Origin of the sequence: Acidovorax sp. A79, assembly GCF_041154505.1 — a bacterium.
Classification (GTDB): Bacteria; Pseudomonadota; Gammaproteobacteria; order Burkholderiales; family Burkholderiaceae_C; genus Acidovorax.
Map to the genome: position 1 here is coordinate 4,399,074 of NZ_AP028672.1, position 19,258 is coordinate 4,418,331.

Annotated in this window: 16 protein-coding genes; 15 read left to right on the forward strand and 1 reads right to left on the reverse strand. The window is 66.7% G+C overall.

Annotation, left to right across the window (positions count from 1 at the left end; genetic code table 11):
* Nucleotides 1–287: 287 nt before the first annotated feature.
* The 14 genes from serA (at nucleotide 288) to nudB (ending at nucleotide 16,523) form a co-directional block, all read left to right on the forward strand.
* Nucleotides 288–1,517 carry a phosphoglycerate dehydrogenase gene (gene serA / locus ACAM51_RS20210; protein WP_218293494.1) on the forward strand — a complete coding sequence of 410 codons (1,230 nt, stop codon included), beginning with the start codon at nucleotides 288–290 and terminating at the stop codon, nucleotides 1,515–1,517.
* Nucleotides 1,518–1,603: 86 nt separating this feature from the next.
* The gene (locus ACAM51_RS20215; RefSeq protein WP_369641673.1) at nucleotides 1,604–5,533 is read left to right on the forward strand and encodes a DUF3683 domain-containing protein; all 3,930 of its coding nucleotides are present in this window, start codon (nucleotides 1,604–1,606) and stop codon (nucleotides 5,531–5,533) included.
* 11 nt (nucleotides 5,534–5,544) lie between these two features.
* The gene (locus tag ACAM51_RS20220; protein WP_369641674.1) at nucleotides 5,545–5,964 is read left to right on the forward strand and encodes an HIT family protein; all 420 of its coding nucleotides are present in this window, start codon (nucleotides 5,545–5,547) and stop codon (nucleotides 5,962–5,964) included.
* 114 nt (nucleotides 5,965–6,078) lie between these two features.
* Nucleotides 6,079–6,501: a gamma-butyrobetaine hydroxylase-like domain-containing protein gene (locus tag ACAM51_RS20225; protein ID WP_218293497.1), complete on the forward strand. Its 423-nt coding sequence runs from the start codon at nucleotides 6,079–6,081 to the stop codon at nucleotides 6,499–6,501.
* Nucleotides 6,502–6,682: 181 nt separating this feature from the next.
* On the forward strand, nucleotides 6,683–7,414 hold the full coding sequence (ubiE, locus tag ACAM51_RS20230) for a bifunctional demethylmenaquinone methyltransferase/2-methoxy-6-polyprenyl-1,4-benzoquinol methylase UbiE (RefSeq protein ID WP_369641675.1): 732 nt from the start codon (nucleotides 6,683–6,685) through the stop codon (nucleotides 7,412–7,414).
* A 40-nt stretch (nucleotides 7,415–7,454) separates the two neighbouring features.
* On the forward strand, nucleotides 7,455–8,480 hold the full coding sequence (locus tag ACAM51_RS20235) for a Tim44 domain-containing protein (RefSeq protein WP_218293499.1): 1,026 nt from the start codon (nucleotides 7,455–7,457) through the stop codon (nucleotides 8,478–8,480).
* Between the two features lie 54 nt (nucleotides 8,481–8,534).
* Nucleotides 8,535–9,137: a hypothetical protein gene (locus tag ACAM51_RS20240; RefSeq protein WP_369641676.1), complete on the forward strand. Its 603-nt coding sequence runs from the start codon at nucleotides 8,535–8,537 to the stop codon at nucleotides 9,135–9,137.
* Nucleotides 9,134–10,717 carry a ubiquinone biosynthesis regulatory protein kinase UbiB gene (gene ubiB / locus ACAM51_RS20245; RefSeq protein WP_218293501.1) on the forward strand — a complete coding sequence of 528 codons (1,584 nt, stop codon included), beginning with the start codon at nucleotides 9,134–9,136 and terminating at the stop codon, nucleotides 10,715–10,717. The genes ACAM51_RS20240 and ubiB overlap by 4 nt, the downstream gene beginning before the upstream one ends.
* A 41-nt stretch (nucleotides 10,718–10,758) precedes the next feature.
* Nucleotides 10,759–12,204: a sodium:solute symporter family protein gene (locus ACAM51_RS20250; RefSeq protein WP_369641677.1), complete on the forward strand. Its 1,446-nt coding sequence runs from the start codon at nucleotides 10,759–10,761 to the stop codon at nucleotides 12,202–12,204.
* 63 nt (nucleotides 12,205–12,267) lie between these two features.
* On the forward strand, nucleotides 12,268–12,612 hold the full coding sequence (locus ACAM51_RS20255) for an FmdB family zinc ribbon protein (RefSeq protein ID WP_369641678.1): 345 nt from the start codon (nucleotides 12,268–12,270) through the stop codon (nucleotides 12,610–12,612).
* A gap of 8 nt (nucleotides 12,613–12,620) precedes the next feature.
* Nucleotides 12,621–13,241 carry a DUF502 domain-containing protein gene (locus tag ACAM51_RS20260; protein ID WP_218293504.1) on the forward strand — a complete coding sequence of 207 codons (621 nt, stop codon included), beginning with the start codon at nucleotides 12,621–12,623 and terminating at the stop codon, nucleotides 13,239–13,241.
* A gap of 43 nt (nucleotides 13,242–13,284) precedes the next feature.
* Nucleotides 13,285–15,087, forward strand: coding sequence for an aspartate--tRNA ligase (gene aspS, locus ACAM51_RS20265; protein WP_218341531.1), 1,803 nt, complete (start codon nucleotides 13,285–13,287; stop codon nucleotides 15,085–15,087).
* 127 nt (nucleotides 15,088–15,214) lie between these two features.
* Nucleotides 15,215–16,042 (forward strand): CsgG/HfaB family protein, encoded by an 828-nt coding sequence (locus ACAM51_RS20270; RefSeq protein ID WP_218293506.1) that lies wholly within the window; start codon nucleotides 15,215–15,217, stop codon nucleotides 16,040–16,042.
* A gap of 10 nt (nucleotides 16,043–16,052) precedes the next feature.
* A complete protein-coding gene (nudB, locus tag ACAM51_RS20275) occupies nucleotides 16,053–16,523 on the forward strand; it encodes a dihydroneopterin triphosphate diphosphatase (protein WP_218293507.1) in 471 nt (156 codons plus the stop codon).
* A 71-nt stretch (nucleotides 16,524–16,594) separates the two neighbouring features.
* Here nudB and ACAM51_RS20280 read toward each other — a convergent pair whose 3' ends face one another.
* Nucleotides 16,595–18,340, reverse strand: a complete 1,746-nt coding sequence (locus tag ACAM51_RS20280; protein ID WP_218293508.1) for a tetratricopeptide repeat protein — start codon at nucleotides 18,338–18,340, stop codon at nucleotides 16,595–16,597.
* A 119-nt stretch (nucleotides 18,341–18,459) separates the two neighbouring features.
* Between ACAM51_RS20280 and ACAM51_RS20285 the strand changes: the two genes are divergently transcribed.
* Nucleotides 18,460–19,197, forward strand: a complete 738-nt coding sequence (locus ACAM51_RS20285; RefSeq protein ID WP_218293509.1) for an endonuclease/exonuclease/phosphatase family protein — start codon at nucleotides 18,460–18,462, stop codon at nucleotides 19,195–19,197.
* Nucleotides 19,198–19,258 lie beyond the last annotated feature (61 nt).

A 19,258-nucleotide genomic window follows, 5' to 3' on the forward strand; every position in this document is an offset into this window, starting at 1 on the left:
AGGATGACAAAAAGCACAAGGGCCGGATGCTATGCAGCCGATGTGACATTGATATGTCGTTGTCGCATGAGCCTGTCGCTTGCAACAACCGGGGAAACCCCTTGGGGTCCCCATGAGGGAAGCGATTGTGACTCTTTTGTGACAAGGTGTGGCGCATTTGCCGAGGCTTGCAAGGTTTTGTGCAATGCACCATGCTGTCGGTCGCGCGCAGGCCTCTGCCGCGCCGGTTCGTTCGCGTCGTCGCGCGCCGGTTTCTTTTCCCCCTCTCCTCCTTCTTCCTTATTGCCATGGCCATCAATTCGCTGGACAAGAACAAGATCAAATTCCTGTTGCTCGAGGGCATCCACCCTTCCGCGGTGGATGTGATCCGCGGTGCCGGCTACACCCAGATCGAGACGGTGTCCGGCGCGCTGCCCGACGACGAACTCAAGCGCAAGATTGCCGACGTGCACTTCGTGGGCATCCGTTCGCGCACGCAGCTCACCGAGGAGGTGTTTGCGCAGGCGCACAAGCTGGTGGCCGTGGGCTGTTTTTGCATCGGCACCAACCAGGTGGACCTGAACGCGGCGCGCGAGCGCGGCATTGCCGTTTTCAATGCCCCGTATTCCAACACCCGCTCTGTGGCCGAGCTGGTGCTGGCCGAGGCCATCCTGCTGCTGCGCGGCATTCCTGAGAAAAACGCGGTGGCCCACCGTGGGGGCTGGCTCAAGTCGGCCGACAACGCCTATGAGATCCGGGGCAAGACGCTGGGCATCGTGGGCTACGGCTCCATCGGCACGCAGCTGTCGGTGCTGGCCGAGGCCATGGGCATGCAGGTTGCCTTCTTCGACGTGGTGAGCAAGCTGCCCCTGGGCAACGCGCGCCAGGTGCAGCATCTGCACGACCTGCTGGGCCAGAGCGACATCGTGAGCCTGCACGTGCCCGAGCTGCCGTCCACCGAGGGAATGATCGGCGCGGCCGAGATCGCCGCCATGAAGCCCGGCGGCATCCTCATCAACGCCGCGCGCGGCACGGTGGTGGATATCGAGGCCCTGGCCGGGGCCCTCAAGGCCAAGAAACTGCTGGGCGCCGCCATCGATGTGTTCCCGGTGGAGCCGCGCACCAACAAGGACGAGTTCCAGTCGCCCCTGCGCGGGCTGGACAACGTGATCCTCACGCCCCATGTCGGCGGCTCCACCATGGAGGCGCAGGCCAACATCGGCCTTGAAGTGGCGGAAAAGCTCGTGAAGTACAGCGACAACGGCACCAGCACCTCGTCGGTCAATTTCCCCGAGGTCGCGCTGCCCGCGCACCCTGGCAAGCATCGCCTGCTGCACATCCACCGCAACGTGCCGGGCGTGCTGTCGGAGATCAACCGCATCTTCTCGGACAACCAGATCAACATCTCGGCCCAGTACCTGCAGACCAACGAGAAGATCGGCTACGTGGTCATCGACATCGACGCGGCCTCGTCCGACCTGGCGCTGGACAAGCTGGCGAAGGTCGGCGGCACGCTGCGCAGCCGGGTGCTGTTCTGAACGGGAGGTTTTGCCTGGGCGGGGCGGGCGTCGGCAAGGGAAGGCACGGTGGCATAAAATCACGCCCCCACCCCAGGTAGACCCCCATGAATGTTCCGATTGCGTTGGCTGCCTTGCAGATGCAGGCTGCCGAGCCCGTGCGTCTGCGCGAGATTCCCTATAACTACACCTCGTTCTCCGACCGGGAGATCGTGATCCGCCTGCTGGGGTCCCCGGCCTGGGACGTGCTGGACCAATTGCGCAAGGAGCGCCGCACCGGGCGCTCCGCCCGCATGCTGTACGAAGTGCTGGGCGATATCTGGGTGGTGCAGCGCAACCCCTACCTGCAGGACGACCTGCTGGACAACCCCAACCGCCGCAAGCTGCTGGTCGATGCCCTGCAGCACCGCCTGGCCGAGATCGACAAGCGCCGCACCCCCGACGACGACGCCGGGCGCGACCGCCTGGTCGGCGAGCTGGTGGTGGCGGCGCGCCGCGCCGTGGCCGAATTCAACGCCACCTTCGAGCAGGCCGCGCAGTTGCGCCGCCAGATCCAGAAGACCCTGGGCCGCCTGACGGCCAAGGACAACATCAAGTTCGACGGCCTCTCGCGCGTGAGCCACGTGACCGACGCGACCGACTGGCGCGTCGAATACCCGTTCGTGGTGCTCACGCCGGACACGGAAACCGAGATGGCAGGCCTGGTCAAGGGCTGCATCGAACTGGGCCTGACCATCATTCCCCGCGGAGGCGGCACCGGCTACACCGGCGGCGCCATCCCGCTGACGTGGAAAAGCGTGGTCATCAACACCGAAAAGCTCGAAGCCATGACCGAGGTGGAGATGCGCCGCCTGCCGGGCATGGACCGCGAAGTGGGCACGGTGTGGACCGAGGCCGGCGTGGTCACCCAGCGCGTGGCCGATGCGGCCGAGCGCGCAGGTTTTGTGTTTGCCGTGGACCCGACCAGCGCCGAAGCCAGCTGCATCGGTGGCAACATCGCCATGAACGCGGGCGGCAAGAAGGCCGTGCTGTGGGGCACGGCGCTCGACAACCTGGCCAGCTGGCGCATGGTCACGCCCGACGCCCAGTGGCTCGAGGTGACCCGCCTGGACCACAACATGGGCAAGATCCATGACGTGGAGACGGCCACCTTCGAGCTGCAGTACTTCGAGGCCGACGGCAAGACGCCCGTGCGCACCGAGCGCCTGGCCATCCCGGGCCGCACCTTCCGCAAGGAAGGCCTGGGCAAGGACGTGACGGACAAGTTCCTCTCGGGCCTGCCCGGCATCCAGAAGGAAGGCTGCGACGGCCTGATCACCAGCGCGCGCTGGGTGGTGCACCGCATGCCCGAGCACACGCGCACCGTGTGCCTGGAGTTCTTCGGCAACGCCAAGGACGCCGTGCCCAGCATCGTGGAGATCAAGGACTTCATGTTCGCCGAGCAAAAGCGCTCGGGCGTGCTGCTGGCCGGCCTGGAGCACCTGGACGACCGGTACCTGAAAGCGGTGGGCTACGCCACCAAGAGCAAGAAGCACGGGGGCGGCCTGCCCAAGATGGTGCTGTTCGGCGACATCGCGGGCGACAACGCCGACGACGTGGCGCGCATCACCAGCGAGGTCGTGCGCATCGCCAACTCGCGCAGCGGCGAAGGCTTCATCGCCATCAGCCCCGAGGCGCGCAAGAAATTCTGGCTGGACCGCAAGCGCACGGCCGCCATCAGCCGCCACACCAACGCCTTCAAGATCAACGAAGACGTGGTGATCCCGCTGCCGCGCATGGCCGAGTACACCGACGGCATCGAGCGCATCAACATCGAGCTGTCCCTGCGCAACAAGATCAAGCTGTGCGACGCGCTCACCGAGTTCTTCGAGCGCGGCAACCTGCCGCTGGGCAAGCAGGACGACGCGAGCGAAATCCCCTCGGCCGAACTGCTGGAGGACCGCGTGGCGCAAGCCCTGGCGCTGGTGGCCGAGGTGCGCGCGCTGTGGGCCGGCTGGCTGCAGGATGTCGAACCCCTGTTCCCGCAGCTGCAGGACCACACCCTGCGCGCGAGCTGGAAGACCCAGCTGCGCGCGCCGCTGTCGGGCATCTTCGCGGGCGCGGCGTTCCAGCCCATCCTGGACGAAGCCACGGCCATCCACAAGCGCGTGCTCAAGGGCCGAGTCTGGGTGGCGCTGCACATGCACGCCGGAGACGGCAACGTGCACACCAACCTGCCAGTCAACAGCGACGACTATGAAATGCTGCAGACCGCGCACGAGGCGGTCGAGCGCATCATGGTGCTGGCGCGCAGCCTGGACGGCGTGATCTCGGGCGAGCACGGCATCGGCATCACCAAGCTGGAGTTCCTGACCGACGCCGAGCTGCTGCCGTTCGCGCAGTACAAGCAGCGGGTGGACCCCGAAGGGCGCTTCAACAAAGGAAAATTGCTCCGAAATCAGGAGCTGCCTGCGCTGGATGGGAAAGCGCTGGAGGCCCATCTGGCTTCCAAGCCGGCTTCCAGGACCGCCGCCTTGCATGCCGACCTGACCAATGCCTACACGCCCAGCTTCGGCCTCATGGGGCACGAGTCGCTGATCATGCAGCAGAGCGACATCGGCGCGATCGCCGATTCGGTCAAGGACTGCCTGCGCTGCGGCAAGTGCAAGCCCGTGTGCTCCACGCACGTGCCGCGCGCCAACCTGCTCTACAGCCCGCGCAACAAGATCCTGGCCACCTCGCTGCTGGTCGAGGCGTTCTTGTACGAAGAGCAGACCCGCCGGGGCGTGAGCATCAAGCACTGGCAGGAGTTCGAGGACGTGGCGGACCACTGCACGGTGTGCCACAAGTGCGAGAACCCCTGCCCGGTGAAGATCGACTTCGGCGATGTCACCATGAACATGCGCAACCTGCTGCGCAAGATGGGCAAGAAGACGTTCCGGCCGGGCAACGCGCTGGCGATGACCATGCTCAACGCCACCAACCCGGACACCATCAAGTTCATGCGTTCGGCCATGGTGGACGTGGGCTTCAAGGCCCAGCGCCTCGCCGTGGACCTGCTGCGCAAGGTGGGCCGCAAGCAGACGGCCAAGCCGCCGGCGACGGTGGGCACGGCTCCGATCAAGGAGCAGGTGATCCACTTCATCAACAAGAAGCTGCCGGGGGGACTGCCCAAGAAGACGGCGCGTGCGCTGCTCGATATCGAGGACAAGGACTACGTGCCCATCATCCGTAACCCGGCCACCACCACGGCCGAGACGGAAGCGGTGTTCTATTTCCCGGGGTGTGGCTCGGAGCGCCTGTTCAGCCAGGTCGGCCTGGCCACGCAGGCCATGCTGTGGCACACCGGGGTGCAAACCGTGCTGCCCCCGGGCTACCTGTGCTGCGGCTACCCCCAGCGCGGCTCGGGCCAGTTCGACAAGGCCGAGAAGATGATCACCGACAACCGGGTGCTCTTCCACCGCGTGGCCAACACGCTCAACTACCTTGACATCAAGACCGTGGTGGTGAGCTGTGGCACCTGCTACGACCAGCTGCAGGGCTACGAGTTCGGCAAGATCTTCCCGGGCAGCCGCATCATCGACATCCACGAGTACCTGCTGGAAAAGGGCATCCAGCTGCAGGGCAAGGGTGCCTACCTGTACCACGAGCCTTGCCACAACCCGATGAAGCTGCAGGACTCGATGAAGACCGTGAAGGCGCTGGTGGGCGAGCAGGTCTTGAAGAGCGAGCGCTGCTGCGGCGAGTCGGGCACGCTGGGCGTGACGCGCCCGGATGTGTCCACGCAGGTGCGCTTCCGCAAGGAAGAAGAAATCAAGAAGGGCGAGGCCCAGCTGCGTGCCAGCGGCGCAGTGGGCGCGCAGGACAACGTGAAGATCCTCACCAGCTGCCCCAGCTGCCTGCAGGGCCTGAACCGCTACGAAGGCGACCTGAACAACGGCCTGCTCGAAGCCGACTACATCGTGGTCGAGATGGCGCGCGAAATCCTGGGCGAGAACTGGATGCCGGACTATGTGCAGCGCGCCAACAACGGCGGCATCGAGCGGGTGCTGGTGTGACGGCCTGCCCGTTGTGCGCTGAAGATGGTGGCGCACTGGTCTGGCGCGGTGAGCGACTGCGTGTCATCCGTGCGCAGGAGGCGGGGTTTCCTGCCTTCTACCGCGTGGTCTGGAATGCGCATGTGGCCGAGTTCTCTGACCTGGCTGCTGCCGAACGTGCCCACTGCATGGAGGCCGTGACGGTGGTGGAGCAGGCCCTGCGCCAGCACCTGTCGCCCACCAAGGTCAACATCGCGGCGCTGGGCAACATGGTGCCGCACCTGCACTGGCATGTGATTGCGCGGTTTGACTGGGACAGTCACTTTCCCTCACCCGTGTGGGCGGCTGCGCAGCGCCCCAGCCCTGTGGCGCAAGAGGCTTCCGTGCAGGCGCTGCTGCCAGCGCTGGAAAGCGCCTTGCGCCAGCAACTGGCGACCCTGGCTACTGCGTGACTGGCGCTCTGTCAGGAGTCGGTGCGTCTGCCGGCCCTCTGGGCGGTGGGGTCTGCGGCGGGTGGGACAATCACAACCGCCTTTTCTGACAACAGTTTTCTCACAGGTGAATCCATGGCAGGTTTGAAAGCGGGCGCGCCCACGCCGCAGGCAATCACGGTGCACGAAGCATCACGGGTGCTCGAAGTGGGGTTCTCCGATGACGCCACGTTCCGCATTCCGTTTGAGCTGATGCGGGTGTATTCACCGTCGGCCGAAGTGCAGGGTCATGGCCCGGGCCAGGAAGTGCTGCAGACGGGCAAGCGGGAGGTCACGCTGGTCAACCTGGAGCCCGTGGGCAACTACGCGGTCAAGCCCACGTTCTCGGACGGCCACGACAGCGGCATCTTCACCTGGGACTACCTCTACGAACTGGGCCAGAAGCAGGACGCGCTGTGGACGCAGTACACCGAGCGCCTGGCCGCGGCGGGCGTGGACCGCGACGCGCCGATGGCGCCCAAGGGTGGTGCAGGCGGGCATGCCTGTGGCGGTCACTGAAGGGCAGCCCCTAAGCCCTTGTTGACCAATGTGCTATTGAAAGAAGAGCTGCCAGCGCAATATAGGCAAGCGGTAGCGGCTGTTTTCTCTTTGATGGCGTTGTCCTAATTGCGACACAAGCCCCATTTCAGTGCGGGGTTGTCGCTGTACCTCTGGCGCTTGCGCGCCTAGCATGATTCTTATGAGCACCACACATTTTGGTTTTCAGTCGGTCGACGAGCAGGAAAAGGCGCGCCGCGTGCGTGGCGTGTTCGATTCGGTCGCCTCCAAATACGATGTGATGAACGACCTCATGTCGGCCGGCCTGCACCGCGCCTGGAAGGCCTACACCGTGATGGTGGCCAACCTCGGCGAGGGCAGCCAGGTGCTGGACATCGCGGGCGGCACGGGCGATCTCGCGCTGGCATTTTCGAAGAAGGTGGGCGCCACGGGCCGCGTGGTGCATACCGACATCAACGAAGCCATGCTGCGCGTGGGCCGCGACCGTCTCATCGATGCGGGCGTGGTGCTGCCCACGCTGGTCTGCGATGCCGAAAAGCTGCCGTTCCCGGAGGCGCATTTCGACGTGGTGAGCGTGGCCTTCGGCCTGCGCAACATGACGCACAAGGACCAGGCCATCGCCGAGATGTGCCGCGTGCTCAAGCCCGGCGGCAAGCTGCTGGTGCTCGAATTCTCGAAGGTGGCCAAGCCGCTGGAAAAAGTGTACGACTGGTATTCGTTCAAGGTGCTGCCCCAGCTGGGCAAGCTGGTGGCGGGCGACGATGCCAGCTACCGCTACCTGGCGGAGTCCATCCGCATGCACCCGGGACAGGAAGAACTCAAAAGCCTCATGCAGAAAAATGGCTTTGGGCATGTGGACTATCACAACATGACGGGGGGAATCGTGGCCCTGCATGTTGGAATCAAGTGCTGAGTGAGCGTTTCGCTCGGTCATTAACGGAGACGGAGAAGTCATGATGAAACTGTGGTCTGTGGTGTTGGTCGCGATGCTGGCGTTTGCACACGCCGATGCCGACGCCCGGCGACTGGCTGGCGGCAAATCGGTGGGCAAGCAGTCGAGCAATGTGACGCAGCGCGAGTCGGCAACGCCGCCCGCAACGCCGGGGGCTCCGGCACAGAACGCGACCAATGCGGCAGGCGCCAAGCCGGCCACGGCGGGCGCGGCACCCGCCGCCGCGGCTGCGAAGAAGCCCTGGGGCGCGATGCTGGGTGGCCTGGCCGCGGGCCTGGGCCTGGCCTGGCTGGCCAGTTCGCTGGGCCTGGGCGCAGGGTTCGGCAATATTTTGATGATCGCGCTGCTGGCGCTGGCCGCGTTCGCCATCTTCAAGATGGTGATGCGCGCGCGCAGTGGCGCCAGCCAGGGCGGTGGTGCCGCTGGAGGCGCGCCGTTCGCCTTCCAGGGGGCAGGGGCCGCCTCGCCGGCGGCTGCGCAGGTGCCTCCGCAGTACAGCCCCAACAACGTGGGCAACGACGCCTCGGCGCGCCCCTGGGAGCGCAGCAGCATGGCGTTCGATGCCTCGCGCGCAGCGCAGGGCGGGGCCGGCACGGGTGTGGTCATCGGTTCGGGTCTGTCGGGCTCGCAGAACTGGGGCGTTCCGGCCGATTTCGACACCGAAGGGTTCCTGTCCGCCGCCAAGCGCAACTTCGTCACGCTGCAGGCCGCCTGGGACCGCTCGGACATCACCACGCTGCGTTCCATGATGACGGACAGCATGCTGGACGAGATCCGCACCCAGCTGACCGAGCGCGAAGCGCATCGCGGCGTGCAGCCCAACCACACGGACGTGGTCATGATCGAGGCCCAGTTGCTGGGCATCGAGGACCTGGGCGACGGCTACATGGCCAGCGTCGAGTTCTCCGGCATGATCCGCGAGGAACCCTCCGCGGGCCCGAGCCCGTTCCGCGAGGTCTGGAACATGACCAAGCCCAAGGCGGGCAGCAGCGGCTGGCTGGTGGCAGGGGTGCAGGCCCTGCAGTAATAAAGGAGATACCCCCATTTGGGGCTATCCCAGTTCAGGGAATAATCGGGGACTATGGCAACACCACAGTCCCCTTTTTCGTTTCTGGACGGCCTCTTCGAGCGTGTGGCCGCCGGCCCCCAACCTCCGCAGTGGCTGGTGCACGAGATGCAGCAGCGCATGGTGCTGTTCCTCAACCATGTCCTGATGCAGGAAAAGGAGGCCACCGACCGCCTGGTGCGCCAGAAGGGGTGCATCGCCCGCGTGCAGTGGCGCGCCTATTCGATGGCGCTTGTCATCACGCCCGCCGGCCTGTTCAACCTGGCGCCCGAGACCGCGGCGCCCGACCTGCGCCTTGAAGTGACCGAGAGCTCGCCGCTCACGCTCGCCCAGGCGGCCCTGCGGGGGGACAAGCCCTCCATCCGCATCGAAGGCGATGTGCAGCTGGCCGCCGAGATCAACTGGCTGGTCGACCATGTGCGCTGGGATGTCGAGGAAGACCTCGCACGCGTGATCGGCGATGCCCCGGCGCACACGGTGGCGCAGGTTGCGCGCCGCGCCGCGCAGGCGCTGCGCCAGTTCGTGGGCGCGCGCGTGGCGCCGTCGTCCTTTGCGGCCGTGCCCGTGCCCCCCATGCCGGCAGCGCCGGCCAGCGGCTCCGACCGGGCCGGCGCATGAAGCAATTCCTGCGGGGCGCCGCCATCCTCTGGGTGGGGTTCCGGTACGGCCTGGACGGCCTGGTGCTCGACAGCTTCCAGAAGCCCTGGCTGCGGCCGGTGTCGCGCATCCTGTCGTTCGGGCGCAACCTGGACGCCCCCCGGGGCCAGCGGCTTCGCCTGGCGCTGGAGCGGCTGGGGCCCATCTTCGTCAAGTTCGGCCAGGTGCTCTCGACCCGGCGCGACCTGCTGCCGCCCGACGTGGCCGACGAGCTCGCCCGGCTGCAGGACCGCGTGCCCCCGTTCGATCCCGAGGTGGCGATCGCCACCATCGAGCGGGCGTTCCGCAGGCCCGTGGATGAGGTCTTCACGTCCTTCGATCGCGTGCCGGTGGCCAGCGCCTCGATCGCGCAGGTGCACTTCGCCACGCTGCGCGACCGCCACGGCATCGAGCGCGAGGTGGCGGTCAAGGTGCTTCGCCCCGGCATGCTGCCGGTGATCGAGAAAGACCTGGGCCTCATGCGCATGATGGCCGGCTGGGTGGAGAACCTGTCGGCGGATGGCAAGCGCCTGAAGCCCCGCGAGGTGGTGGCCGAGTTCGACAACTACCTGCACGATGAGCTGGACCTGGTGCGCGAGGCCGCCAACGCCGCGCAGCTGCGCCGCAACATGCAGGGGCTGGACCTGGTGCTGATCCCCGAGATGTTCTGGGACTTCTGCCACCCCGAGGTCATGGTGATGCAGCGCATGAACGGCGTGCCCATCAGCCAGACGGAGCGCCTGCGCGATGCCGGGGTGGACATCCCCAAGCTGGCGCGCGACGGCGTCACGATCTTCTTCACCCAGGTGTTCCGCGACGGCTTCTTCCACGCCGACATGCACCCGGGCAACATCCAGGTGAGCCTGGACCCGGCGACCTTCGGGCGCTACATCTCGCTCGACTTCGGCATCGTGGGCACCCTCACCGAATCGGACAAGGAGTACCTCGCGCAGAACTTCGTGGCGTTCTTTCGCCGCGACTACAAGCGCGTGGCCGAACTGCACATCGAAAGCGGCTGGGTGCCGCCCGAAACGCGGGTCAACGATCTGGAATCGGCGATCCGCGCGGTGTGCGAGCCGTACTTCGACCGGCCGCTCAAGGAAATCTCGCTGGGCATGGTGCTGATGCGGCTCTTCCAGACCTCGCGCCGGTTCCATGTGGAAATCCAGCCCCAGCTCGTGCTCCTGCAAAAGACACTGCTCAACATCGAAGGCCTGGGCCGCGAGCTCGACCCTGAGCTGGACCTGTGGAGCACGGCCAAGCCCTTCCTGGAGAAGTGGATGCTCGAGCAGATGGGACCGCAGCGCGTGCTGCGCGAGCTGCGCGCCGAGGCGCCGCACTACGCCAAGCTGATTCCCGAGCTGCCCCGGCTGCTGTACGACTACCTGCGCCACAAGCCGCAGGACCATCGGCGCGAGCTGCTGGAACTGCTGGCCGCGCAAAAGCGCACCAACCGCCTGCTGCAGGGCATCATCTACGTGGGCGCGGGCTTCGTGCTGGGCCTGCTGTCGCTGATGCTGGTACAGCAGTTGCAAGTGCTTCTGCGTTTCCGGATTTTCTAGGTTTCCCTTCCCCACCCCTTCGCGACATCGAGGAGCATGCCGTGCTGTTGACCCTGGTCATTGTCTATCTGTTGATCACCATCGCCATCGGCCTGCTGGCAGCCCGGCGAGTCAAGAATGCCGCGGATTTCGCCATTGCAGGGCGCCATCTGCCGCTGTACATGATCATCACCACCACGTTTGCAACGTGGTTCGGCTCGGAAACGGTGCTGGGCATCCCGGCCAAATTCATCGAGGGCGGGCTGGGCAACGTGGTCGAAGACCCCTTCGGCGCCGGCTTCTGCCTGATCCTGGTGGGCCTGTTCTTCGCGGGCAAGCTCTACCGCATGACGCTGCTCACCATCAGCGACTACTACCGCGAGCGCTATGGCCGCACGGTGGAGATCGTCTGCTCCCTCATCATCATGCTCAGCTACCTGGGCTGGGTGTCTGCCCAGGTCACGGCGCTGGGGCTGGTGTTCAACCTGCTGTCGGCCGGCGCCATCAGCATCCCCGTGGGCATGACCATCGGCGTGGTCTCTATCCTGGCCTACACGCTGTTTGGCGGCATGTGGTCGGTGGCGGTGACCGACTTCATCCAGATGATCATCCTGGTGGTGGGGCTGGCCGTGATCGCGGTGTTCGCGGGCAACATGGCGGGCGGTGCCGGCAAGGTCATCGAGTTCGCCTCCAGCCGCGAGCTGTTCCGCTTCCTGCCCGAGCCCAAGTTCCATGACGTGGTGTTCTTCATCGCGGCGGGCGTCACCATGATGTTCGGCTCGATTCCGCAGCAGGACGTGTTCCAGCGCGTGATGTCGGCCAACAACATCCAGGCCGCCACGCGCGGCCCGGTGATCGGGGGCATCTGCTACATCCTGTTCGCCTTCGTGCCCATGTTCCTCGTGGCCAGCGCGCTGATCGTCATGCCCGCCGAGACGGCCGAGCTGCTCAAGGACGACCCGCAGAAGGTGCTGCCCACGCTGGTGCTGTCCAAGATGCCCTTCGTGATGCAGGTGCTGTTCTTCGGCGCGCTGCTGTCGGCCCTCAAATCCACCGCGTCGGCCACGCTGCTGGCCCCCAGCGTCACGTTCACCGAGAACATCTGGCGCCAGTTCCGCCCGCACAGCTCGGACAGGCAGCACCTGCGCACCATGCGCGTCACCACGCTGGTGTTCAGCGCGCTCGTGCTGGCGTATGCCATCTACATGCAGGGCACGTCGATCTATGAGCTGGTGTCCGGCGCCTATCAGGTGCCGCTGGTGGGGGCCTTCGTGCCCCTGGTGTTTGGCCTGTACTGGAAGCGTGCCACGACGCAGGGCGCCATCTTCGCGATCGTGCTGGGCTTGCTGACCTGGCTGCTGTTCCTGGCCACGCCCGCGGGCGCGGTCTTCCCCGCCCAGCTGGCAGGGCTGCTGGCCGCGCTGGCGGGCATGCTGATCGGCTCGCTGGGCCCGCAGGCCATCCGCAACAGCCATGCGGCGCACCACAGGCTCGTCGGCACGGAGTGACACGGTGGCCGGGGGCATGCCGCCTATAATTGAGGGTTTTGCACTTTCCCTCAACACTCTGACATGCCTATCTACGCCTACAAATGCGGCTCCTGCGGCCATGCCAAGGATGTGCTGCAAAAAATCTCCGACGCGCCCCTGACGGTCTGCCCCGCCTGCGGCGCGCAGGCCTTTTCCAAGCAGGTGACCGCGGCGGGTTTCCAGCTCAAGGGCTCCGGCTGGTATGTGACGGATTTCCGCGGCGGCAACGGCGGGAATTCCGCCCCCGCCACCGAGGCCAAGCCGGAGTCGAAGTCCGACGCGCCCGCTCCCGCCAGCACCGGAGATGCTCCTAAAAAAGAAGCATCCAGCGCAGCTGCACCAAGCGCTGGCGGCGGTTCAACCTCCACAACCCCTTCGTCGAACTGAGTACCTTCATGGCTGCCTTGCGCAAATGGCTGTTGACCGGCCTTCTGGTGATCGTGCCAGGGGTCATCACGGCGTGGGTGCTCAACTGGATCGTGAGCACGCTCGACCAGACCCTGCAGATCCTGCCGGGCGCATGGCACCCCGACAAGCTGCTGGGAATCCACATTCCCGGCTTCGGCGTGGTCCTCACGCTGCTCATCCTGCTGGTGGTGGGCGCCATCGCCAGCAACTTCGCGGGCCGCAAGCTCGTGCAGTGGGGCGATGCCCTGGTGCACCGCATCCCGGTCGTGCGCTCCATCTACTCCAGCGTCAAGCAGGTGTCGGACACGCTGTTCTCCGAAAGCGGCAACGCGTTTCGCAAGGCCGTGCTGGTGCAGTGGCCGCGCGAGGGCGTCTGGACCGTGGCCTTCGTCACCGGGGCGCCCAACGGCGAGGTGGCGGCCTACCTGCGCGACGAATTCGTGAGCGTGTACGTGCCCACCACGCCCAATCCCACGGGCGGGTATTTCGTGATGCTGCGCAAGAGCGACTGCGTCGAGCTCGACATGAGCGTGGACGCCGCCCTCAAATACATTGTTTCGATGGGCGTGGTCGCTCCGGCGGACCCGACGCTCGTTTCATCCAAGTAAGTAATCCCCTTAACGCGCCCCCTGGGCGCCGGAAGTTTCTGCCATGGCCATGCGTTCCCACTATTGCGGTCTTGTGACCGAAGCCCTGATGGGCCAAACCGTCACCCTGTCGGGCTGGGTGAACCGTCGCCGCGACCATGGCGGCGTGATCTTCATCGACCTGCGCGACCGCGAAGGCTACGTGCAGGTGGTGTGCGACCCCGACCGCGCCGAGATGTTCAAGACCGCCGAAGATGTGCGCAACGAGTTCTGCGTGCAGGTCAAGGGGCTGGTGCGCCCCCGTCCCGACGGCACCACCAACGACAAGCTCAAGAGCGGCCAGATCGAAGTGCTGTGCCACGAGCTGAACGTGCTCAACCCCTCGGTCACGCCTCCGTTCCAGATGGACGACGAGAACCTGTCCGAGACCACCCGCCTCACGCACCGCGTGATGGACCTGCGCCGCCCGCACATGCAGCGCAACATGATGCTGCGCTACAAGACGGCCATCCAGGTGCGCAACTTCCTGGACAAGGAAGGCTTCATCGACATCGAAACGCCCATGCTGGGCAAGAGCACGCCCGAAGGCGCGCGCGATTACCTGGTTCCGAGCCGCGTGCACGATGGCCAGTTCTTCGCGCTGCCCCAGTCGCCCCAGCTGTACAAGCAGATGCTGATGGTGGCCGGCTATGACCGCTACTACCAGATCACCAAGTGCTTCCGCGACGAAGACCTGCGCGCCGACCGCCAGCCCGAGTTCACGCAGATCGACTGCGAGACCTCGTTCCTGGGCGAGGAAGAGATCCGCGCGATCTTCCAGCGCATGATCGCCGAGGTGTTCCAGACCCAGCTGGGCGTGGACCTGGGCGAGTTCCCCATCATGACCTACCAGGAGGCGGCTTTCCGCTTCGGCTCCGACAAGCCCGACCTGCGCGTGAAGCTCGAATTCACCGAGTTGACCGAAGTGATGAAGGACGTGGACTTCAAGGTGTTCTCCGCGCCCGCCACCACCAAGGGTGGCCGCGTGGTGGCCCTGCGCGTGCCGGGCGGCGCGCAGATCTCGCGCGGCGAGATCGACGCCTACACCGAGTTCGTGAAGATCTACGGCGCCAAGGGCCTGGCCTGGATCAAGGTCAACGAGGTGGCCAACGGCCGCGAAGGCCTGCAGTCCCCCATCGTCAAGAACCTGCACGACGCAGCCATCGCCGAGATCTTGAAGCGCACCGGCGCCCAGGATGGCGACCTGCTGTTCTTCGGTGCCGACAAGGAAAAGATCGTCAACGACTCCATCGGCGCACTGCGCCTGAAGGTCGGCCACAGCGACTTCGGCAAGAAGAACGGCCTGTTCGAAAGCCGTTGGGCACCGCTGTGGGTGGTGGACTTTCCGATGTTCGAGCATGACGAAGAGAACGACCGCTGGGCCGCCGTGCACCACCCCTTCACGTCGCCCAAGGATGGCCATGAGGACCTGATGGACACGGACCCTGGCAAGTGCATCGCCAAGGCCTACGACATGGTGCTCAACGGCTGGGAGCTGGGTGGCGGCTCGGTGCGTATCCACCGCGCCGATGTGCAAAAGAAGGTGTTCGATGCCCTCAAGATCACGCCCGAAGACGCACAGGCCAAGTTCGGCTACCTGCTGGACGCGCTGCAGTACGGCGCGCCTCCGCATGGTGGCCTCGCCTTCGGCCTGGACCGCCTGATCACGCTGATGACCGGTGCCGAGTCGATCCGTGACGTGATCGCGTTCCCCAAGACCCAGCGCGCCCAAGATCTGCTCACGCAGGCGCCTTCGCCGGTGGACGAAAAGCAGCTGCGCGAGCTGCACATCCGCCTGCGCAACCCCGACGCCATCAAGGCGGCCTGATCCGGGGCATCCGCCAGATCGATCCCGCAGATGCACTCCGGCGGCATCGCACCACAAAGCGGCAGGGGCCTCGGCCCCATGCCGCTTTTTTCTTGGCTGGTTCCCCAGCGTTGAAAGGAAGCCTTCCATGCGTTCCATGACGATCCCGGCCCTGCTGGCAGGGGTGTTGCTGCTGGCCCTGGCGGGCTGCGGCGAAAAAAAGACCGAACTGGGCCAGGGCGGCTCGGTGGTCACCGGTTCGGCCGGGCCCCAGGGCGCGCAGAACGCCGCCCGCGAGCTGGTCCGCTGCGAAGCACCAGTGGCCACGCTGGCGCTGGCCGAGAACCCCAACGGCTACACCGTGGGTTCGGGCTACCACCTGCCGGCATCCCCCGTGCCCCTGGTCAAGCTGCTGGCGCAGCAAAGCGGCTGCTTTCGGGTGGTGGACCGCTCGGCCGGCCTGCGCGGCACCATCCAGGAGCAGGACCTGAAGGACTCCGGCATCCTGCGCAAGAACAACTCCACCGTGGCCAAGGGCAAGGGCTATGAGGCGCAGTACACGCTCACCCCCAGCCTGACCTTCAGCGAGCAGGATGCGGGGCGCGGCCTGGCCGGGGTGATCGCGATGATTCCGGTGCTGCGCGACATTGCCGGCCTGGCCGGTCTGGTGGAGCAGGTCAAGTTCAAGGAGGCGCAGACGGCCCTGCTGCTGTCCGACAACGAAACCACCGAGCAGGTGGCCGCGGCCACCGGGGCGGCACGCACCACCGACCTGGGGGTGGGCGGGCTCGTGTTCGGCAAGCTCGGTGGCGCGGCGGGGGCGGGCTGGAGCAATACCAACGAGGGCAAGGTCATCGCCGCGGCGTTCCTGGATGCGCACAACCAGCTGGTGGTGCAGGTGCGTGCGCTGCAGGCCAAGGAATTGCCCCCGCCCGTGCCCACCACCGCCGCCGCCACGCGCTCCAGGGGCGGGTGAGGAGGGCGCCATGGTGGCAGCGCAGCGGCCCTGCAAGCTCCCGGAGTCGGTGCTGGTGGTGATCCACACCCCGGCGCTGGAGGTGCTGCTGATTCGCCGCGTGGGCGGCGAGGGGCACTGGCAGTCCGTCACCGGCAGCAAGGACCGCCTGGAGGAGCCTTTTGAGGAGACGGCCCGCCGCGAGGTGGCGGAGGAAACCGGCATCGATGCGCGGTCACCCGGCTGCGTGCTGACCGATTGGGCGCTGGAGAACGTCTACGACATCTGGCCGCAGTGGCTGTACCGCTACGCGCCCGGCGTGGTGCGCAACCGGGAGCGGGTGTTCGGGCTGCGCGTGCCTTCAGGCACCCCGGTCGTGCTCAGCCCGCGCGAGCACGATGCGTTCCGGTGGCTACCCTGGCAGGCCGCCGCGGACGCCTGTTTTTCCGCGTCGAACGCCGAAGCCTGCCTGCTGTTGCCCCGGTTCGCCGGGCAGGCCTGAGGCTTGGGGGGCGCCAGGCGCGTCGCCGATGGCACCGGAGGGGCGCCCGTCCAGCGGCGTTCCCGGGATTTTCAGACCGGCCGCAGGCGCAGCGCGGCCGCGGGGTCGGGAGGCTCGGCGGGGTCGGGGGCCAGGCTGTCCTGGGGCGGCGACGGGATGCGGGTGGGCTCATCGCCGCCGCCGCGCACGCGCAGCACCACGCCGCCGGGCCGGCGTTCGCTGTCCTGCCCCAGGATCGCCCGCGTGGGCGCGGTGCCCACACGCGTGCGCAGCGCGTCGATGGCGTCCTGCAGAGTTTCGGGCGAGGCCATGCGCGCGCGGTGGCGCAGCAGCACCTGCTGGGACATGTCCACCAGCTTGGAGTTGAGCGTGTGCCCGGCCTGCTGCAGCAGGTGGTTCACGGCGCCCGCCGGGTCGCCGGCCAGGCTTTGTGCCATGGCGGCCTCGGCGGTCTTGTTGATCTGCACGAGGCAGTCGCGCACCATCTCCCCGTAAGGTGCGTGCAGGCCGCAGGCGTTGGCCAGCAGCTCGGTCAAGCCCCGTGTGTTGGCGTAGCGCATGCCCAGCGCGCGCACCCAGCCCTCGCCCTCGGACAGGTCGATCGAGGTGACCGCGAGCACGGCCAGCAGGCTGCCCAGGTTGCACGCGGCCTCGAAGTCGAAGCCGCTGGAGGTGATCTCGCCGGCCATGCCGCGCACGGATTCCACGGCCTGCGAGAACTGGCGCTGCTGGATGAGCTGCAGCGTGCGCGCCACCGCCGCGAAACGCCGGATGCGGGCGCTGGACTCGTGCCGCTCCAGGATGCGGCCAAAGTCGGCCATGCAGCGCTCGATGCCCTTGCGGTCGTTGTCGGCGAAGTACGAGAACGTGAGCAGCACCAGCGACTGGAAGTCGAACAGCTTGGAGTCGATGCCCAGCACGGCCGCCCGTGCCAGCACCTTGGTGGCGGTTTCGCGGTCGCCCATGTAGTACGACATCATCCCCAGCTTCTGCAGCCGCACCACCGAATCCGGCGTGAGGCCGCTGGCCGTGCGGTAGGTCTCGATGGCCTGCGAGAAGTTGCCCAGTTCCACCTGCGCGCGGCCCAGCACGTCGTAGGCGTCGGCGAAGGAGGCGTCCTCGCCGATCAGCTCCTGCAGCGTGGTGATGGCCCGCGCCGCCTGCCCGGATTCGATCTGCGCGCGTGCCACCCCGAGCTTGGCCCAGGGCAGGGCGCGGGCGGCGATCACGGCCTCGAACAGCGTGCGGGCCTCGTCGTGGCGGGACAGGCGCAGCAGCAGTTCGGAGCCGATGCGCGCGGCATACAGCCAGTAGGGCTGGCGCGATTCGAAGCGCTCCACGCACAGCTGCGCGGCACGCTCGAAATCCTCGGCCTCGATGGCGTCGAAGATCGGGCGCAGATGGATCTTGCGCAGGCGCGCCAGGCTCAGGCGCTCGAAGAGCGCGCTGGGCGTGAAGGGCTTGAGCAGATAGCCGTCGAGCGCGGACTCGGCGGCCTCGGCCACGGCGGCGTACGAGGCCTCGGACGTGACCATGAAGAACACGGTGGAGAAGGGCAACAGCTGCGCGCGCCGCAGGTCGTCCAGCAGGGTCTGGCCCGAATAGCCCGATTCGCCGAAATACTGCTCGCACAGTACGTAGTCGAACACCGTGTGCTCCAGCCGGCTGCGCGCATCCTGCACCCGGGTGCACTGCACGATGCGGGTCACGCCGTACTCGCGCAACTGGCCCACGAGGATGCTGCGGGAAGTGGCATTGCTGTCGACGATCAGCGCCAGCACCGCAGGCGCGGCGGATGGGTCGTTCTCGGTAGCCATCAGGGTGTGTGCCGGCCCGCCATGGCGGGGGAGTGGAGTGCAACCAAGTGTAAGCCGCCGCCGCGGCTTTCAGCGTCGGGCAAACCCGCAGCCAGCGCGGCTTGCGACACAATCAGGACATGGAACACGACGATATTCTGCGGGTGGCCACCTACAACATTCACAAGGGCGTGCAGGGCATCGGGCCCGCGCGCCGCCTGGAGATCCACAACCTGGGCCTGGCGGTGGAGCAGCTCGACGCCGACATCGTCTGCCTGCAGGAGGTGCGCAAGCTCCACCGGCGCGAGGCGACCTATTTTCAGCGCTGGCCCGAACTGCCCCAGGCCGAGTTCCTCGCGCCCGAGGGCTACGAGGCCGTGTACCGCACCAACGCCACCACCAAACACGGAGAACATGGCAACGCCCTGCTGTCGCGCTGGCCCGTGATCGGGCACCAGCACGAAGACATCTCGGACCACCGCTTCGAGCAGCGCGGGCTCTTGCATGTCGAGGTGGATGCCCACGGGCGGCGCATCCACGTGATCGTGGTGCATCTGGGGCTCATTCCCGGCAGCCGCATCCGCCAGATCGAACGCCTGCAGCGCTTCATCGAGCGCGAGGTGCCGTCCGGCGCGCCTGTCGTGGTGGCCGGGGACTTCAATGACTGGGGCCAGCAGGTCAAGCGCATGCTGGCCGGCTTTGCGCTGCACGAGTTCGACGCGCCGCGCACCTTCACCTACCCGGCGCGGCTGCCGCTGGCGCAGCTGGACCATGTGTACGTGCGCGGCCTCACGCCGCTGTCGCTGCATGTGCCGCGCGGCCGCATCTGGTGGCGCATGTCCGACCACCTCCCGCTGATCGCCGAGTTCAGGCTATGACCCCCGTTGTGCCGTTCGCGGCGCCTTCCTCCCTGGAAGGGGCGACGCCCCCGCCGGGCGA

Bases quoted from the DNA above. Each gene is read 5' to 3' on its own strand.
- serA (WP_218293494.1), top strand. From the start codon at position 288: ATGGCCATCAATTCGCTGGACAAGAACAAGATCAAATTCCTGTTGCTC.
- ACAM51_RS20255 (WP_369641678.1), top strand. From the start codon at position 12,268: ATGCCTATCTACGCCTACAAATGCGGCTCCTGCGGCCATGCCAAGGAT.
- ubiE (WP_369641675.1), top strand. From the start codon at position 6,683: ATGAGCACCACACATTTTGGTTTTCAGTCGGTCGACGAGCAGGAAAAG.
- ACAM51_RS20215 (WP_369641673.1), top strand. From the start codon at position 1,604: ATGAATGTTCCGATTGCGTTGGCTGCCTTGCAGATGCAGGCTGCCGAG.
- nudB (WP_218293507.1), top strand. From the start codon at position 16,053: ATGGTGGCAGCGCAGCGGCCCTGCAAGCTCCCGGAGTCGGTGCTGGTG.
- ACAM51_RS20235 (WP_218293499.1), top strand. From the start codon at position 7,455: ATGATGAAACTGTGGTCTGTGGTGTTGGTCGCGATGCTGGCGTTTGCA.
- ACAM51_RS20260 (WP_218293504.1), top strand. From the start codon at position 12,621: ATGGCTGCCTTGCGCAAATGGCTGTTGACCGGCCTTCTGGTGATCGTG.
- ACAM51_RS20280 (WP_218293508.1), bottom strand. From the start codon at position 18,340: ATGGCTACCGAGAACGACCCATCCGCCGCGCCTGCGGTGCTGGCGCTG.
- ACAM51_RS20285 (WP_218293509.1), top strand. From the start codon at position 18,460: ATGGAACACGACGATATTCTGCGGGTGGCCACCTACAACATTCACAAG.
- ACAM51_RS20240 (WP_369641676.1), top strand. From the start codon at position 8,535: ATGGCAACACCACAGTCCCCTTTTTCGTTTCTGGACGGCCTCTTCGAG.
- aspS (WP_218341531.1), top strand. From the start codon at position 13,285: ATGGCCATGCGTTCCCACTATTGCGGTCTTGTGACCGAAGCCCTGATG.
- ubiB (WP_218293501.1), top strand. From the start codon at position 9,134: ATGAAGCAATTCCTGCGGGGCGCCGCCATCCTCTGGGTGGGGTTCCGG.
- ACAM51_RS20270 (WP_218293506.1), top strand. From the start codon at position 15,215: ATGCGTTCCATGACGATCCCGGCCCTGCTGGCAGGGGTGTTGCTGCTG.
- ACAM51_RS20225 (WP_218293497.1), top strand. From the start codon at position 6,079: ATGGCAGGTTTGAAAGCGGGCGCGCCCACGCCGCAGGCAATCACGGTG.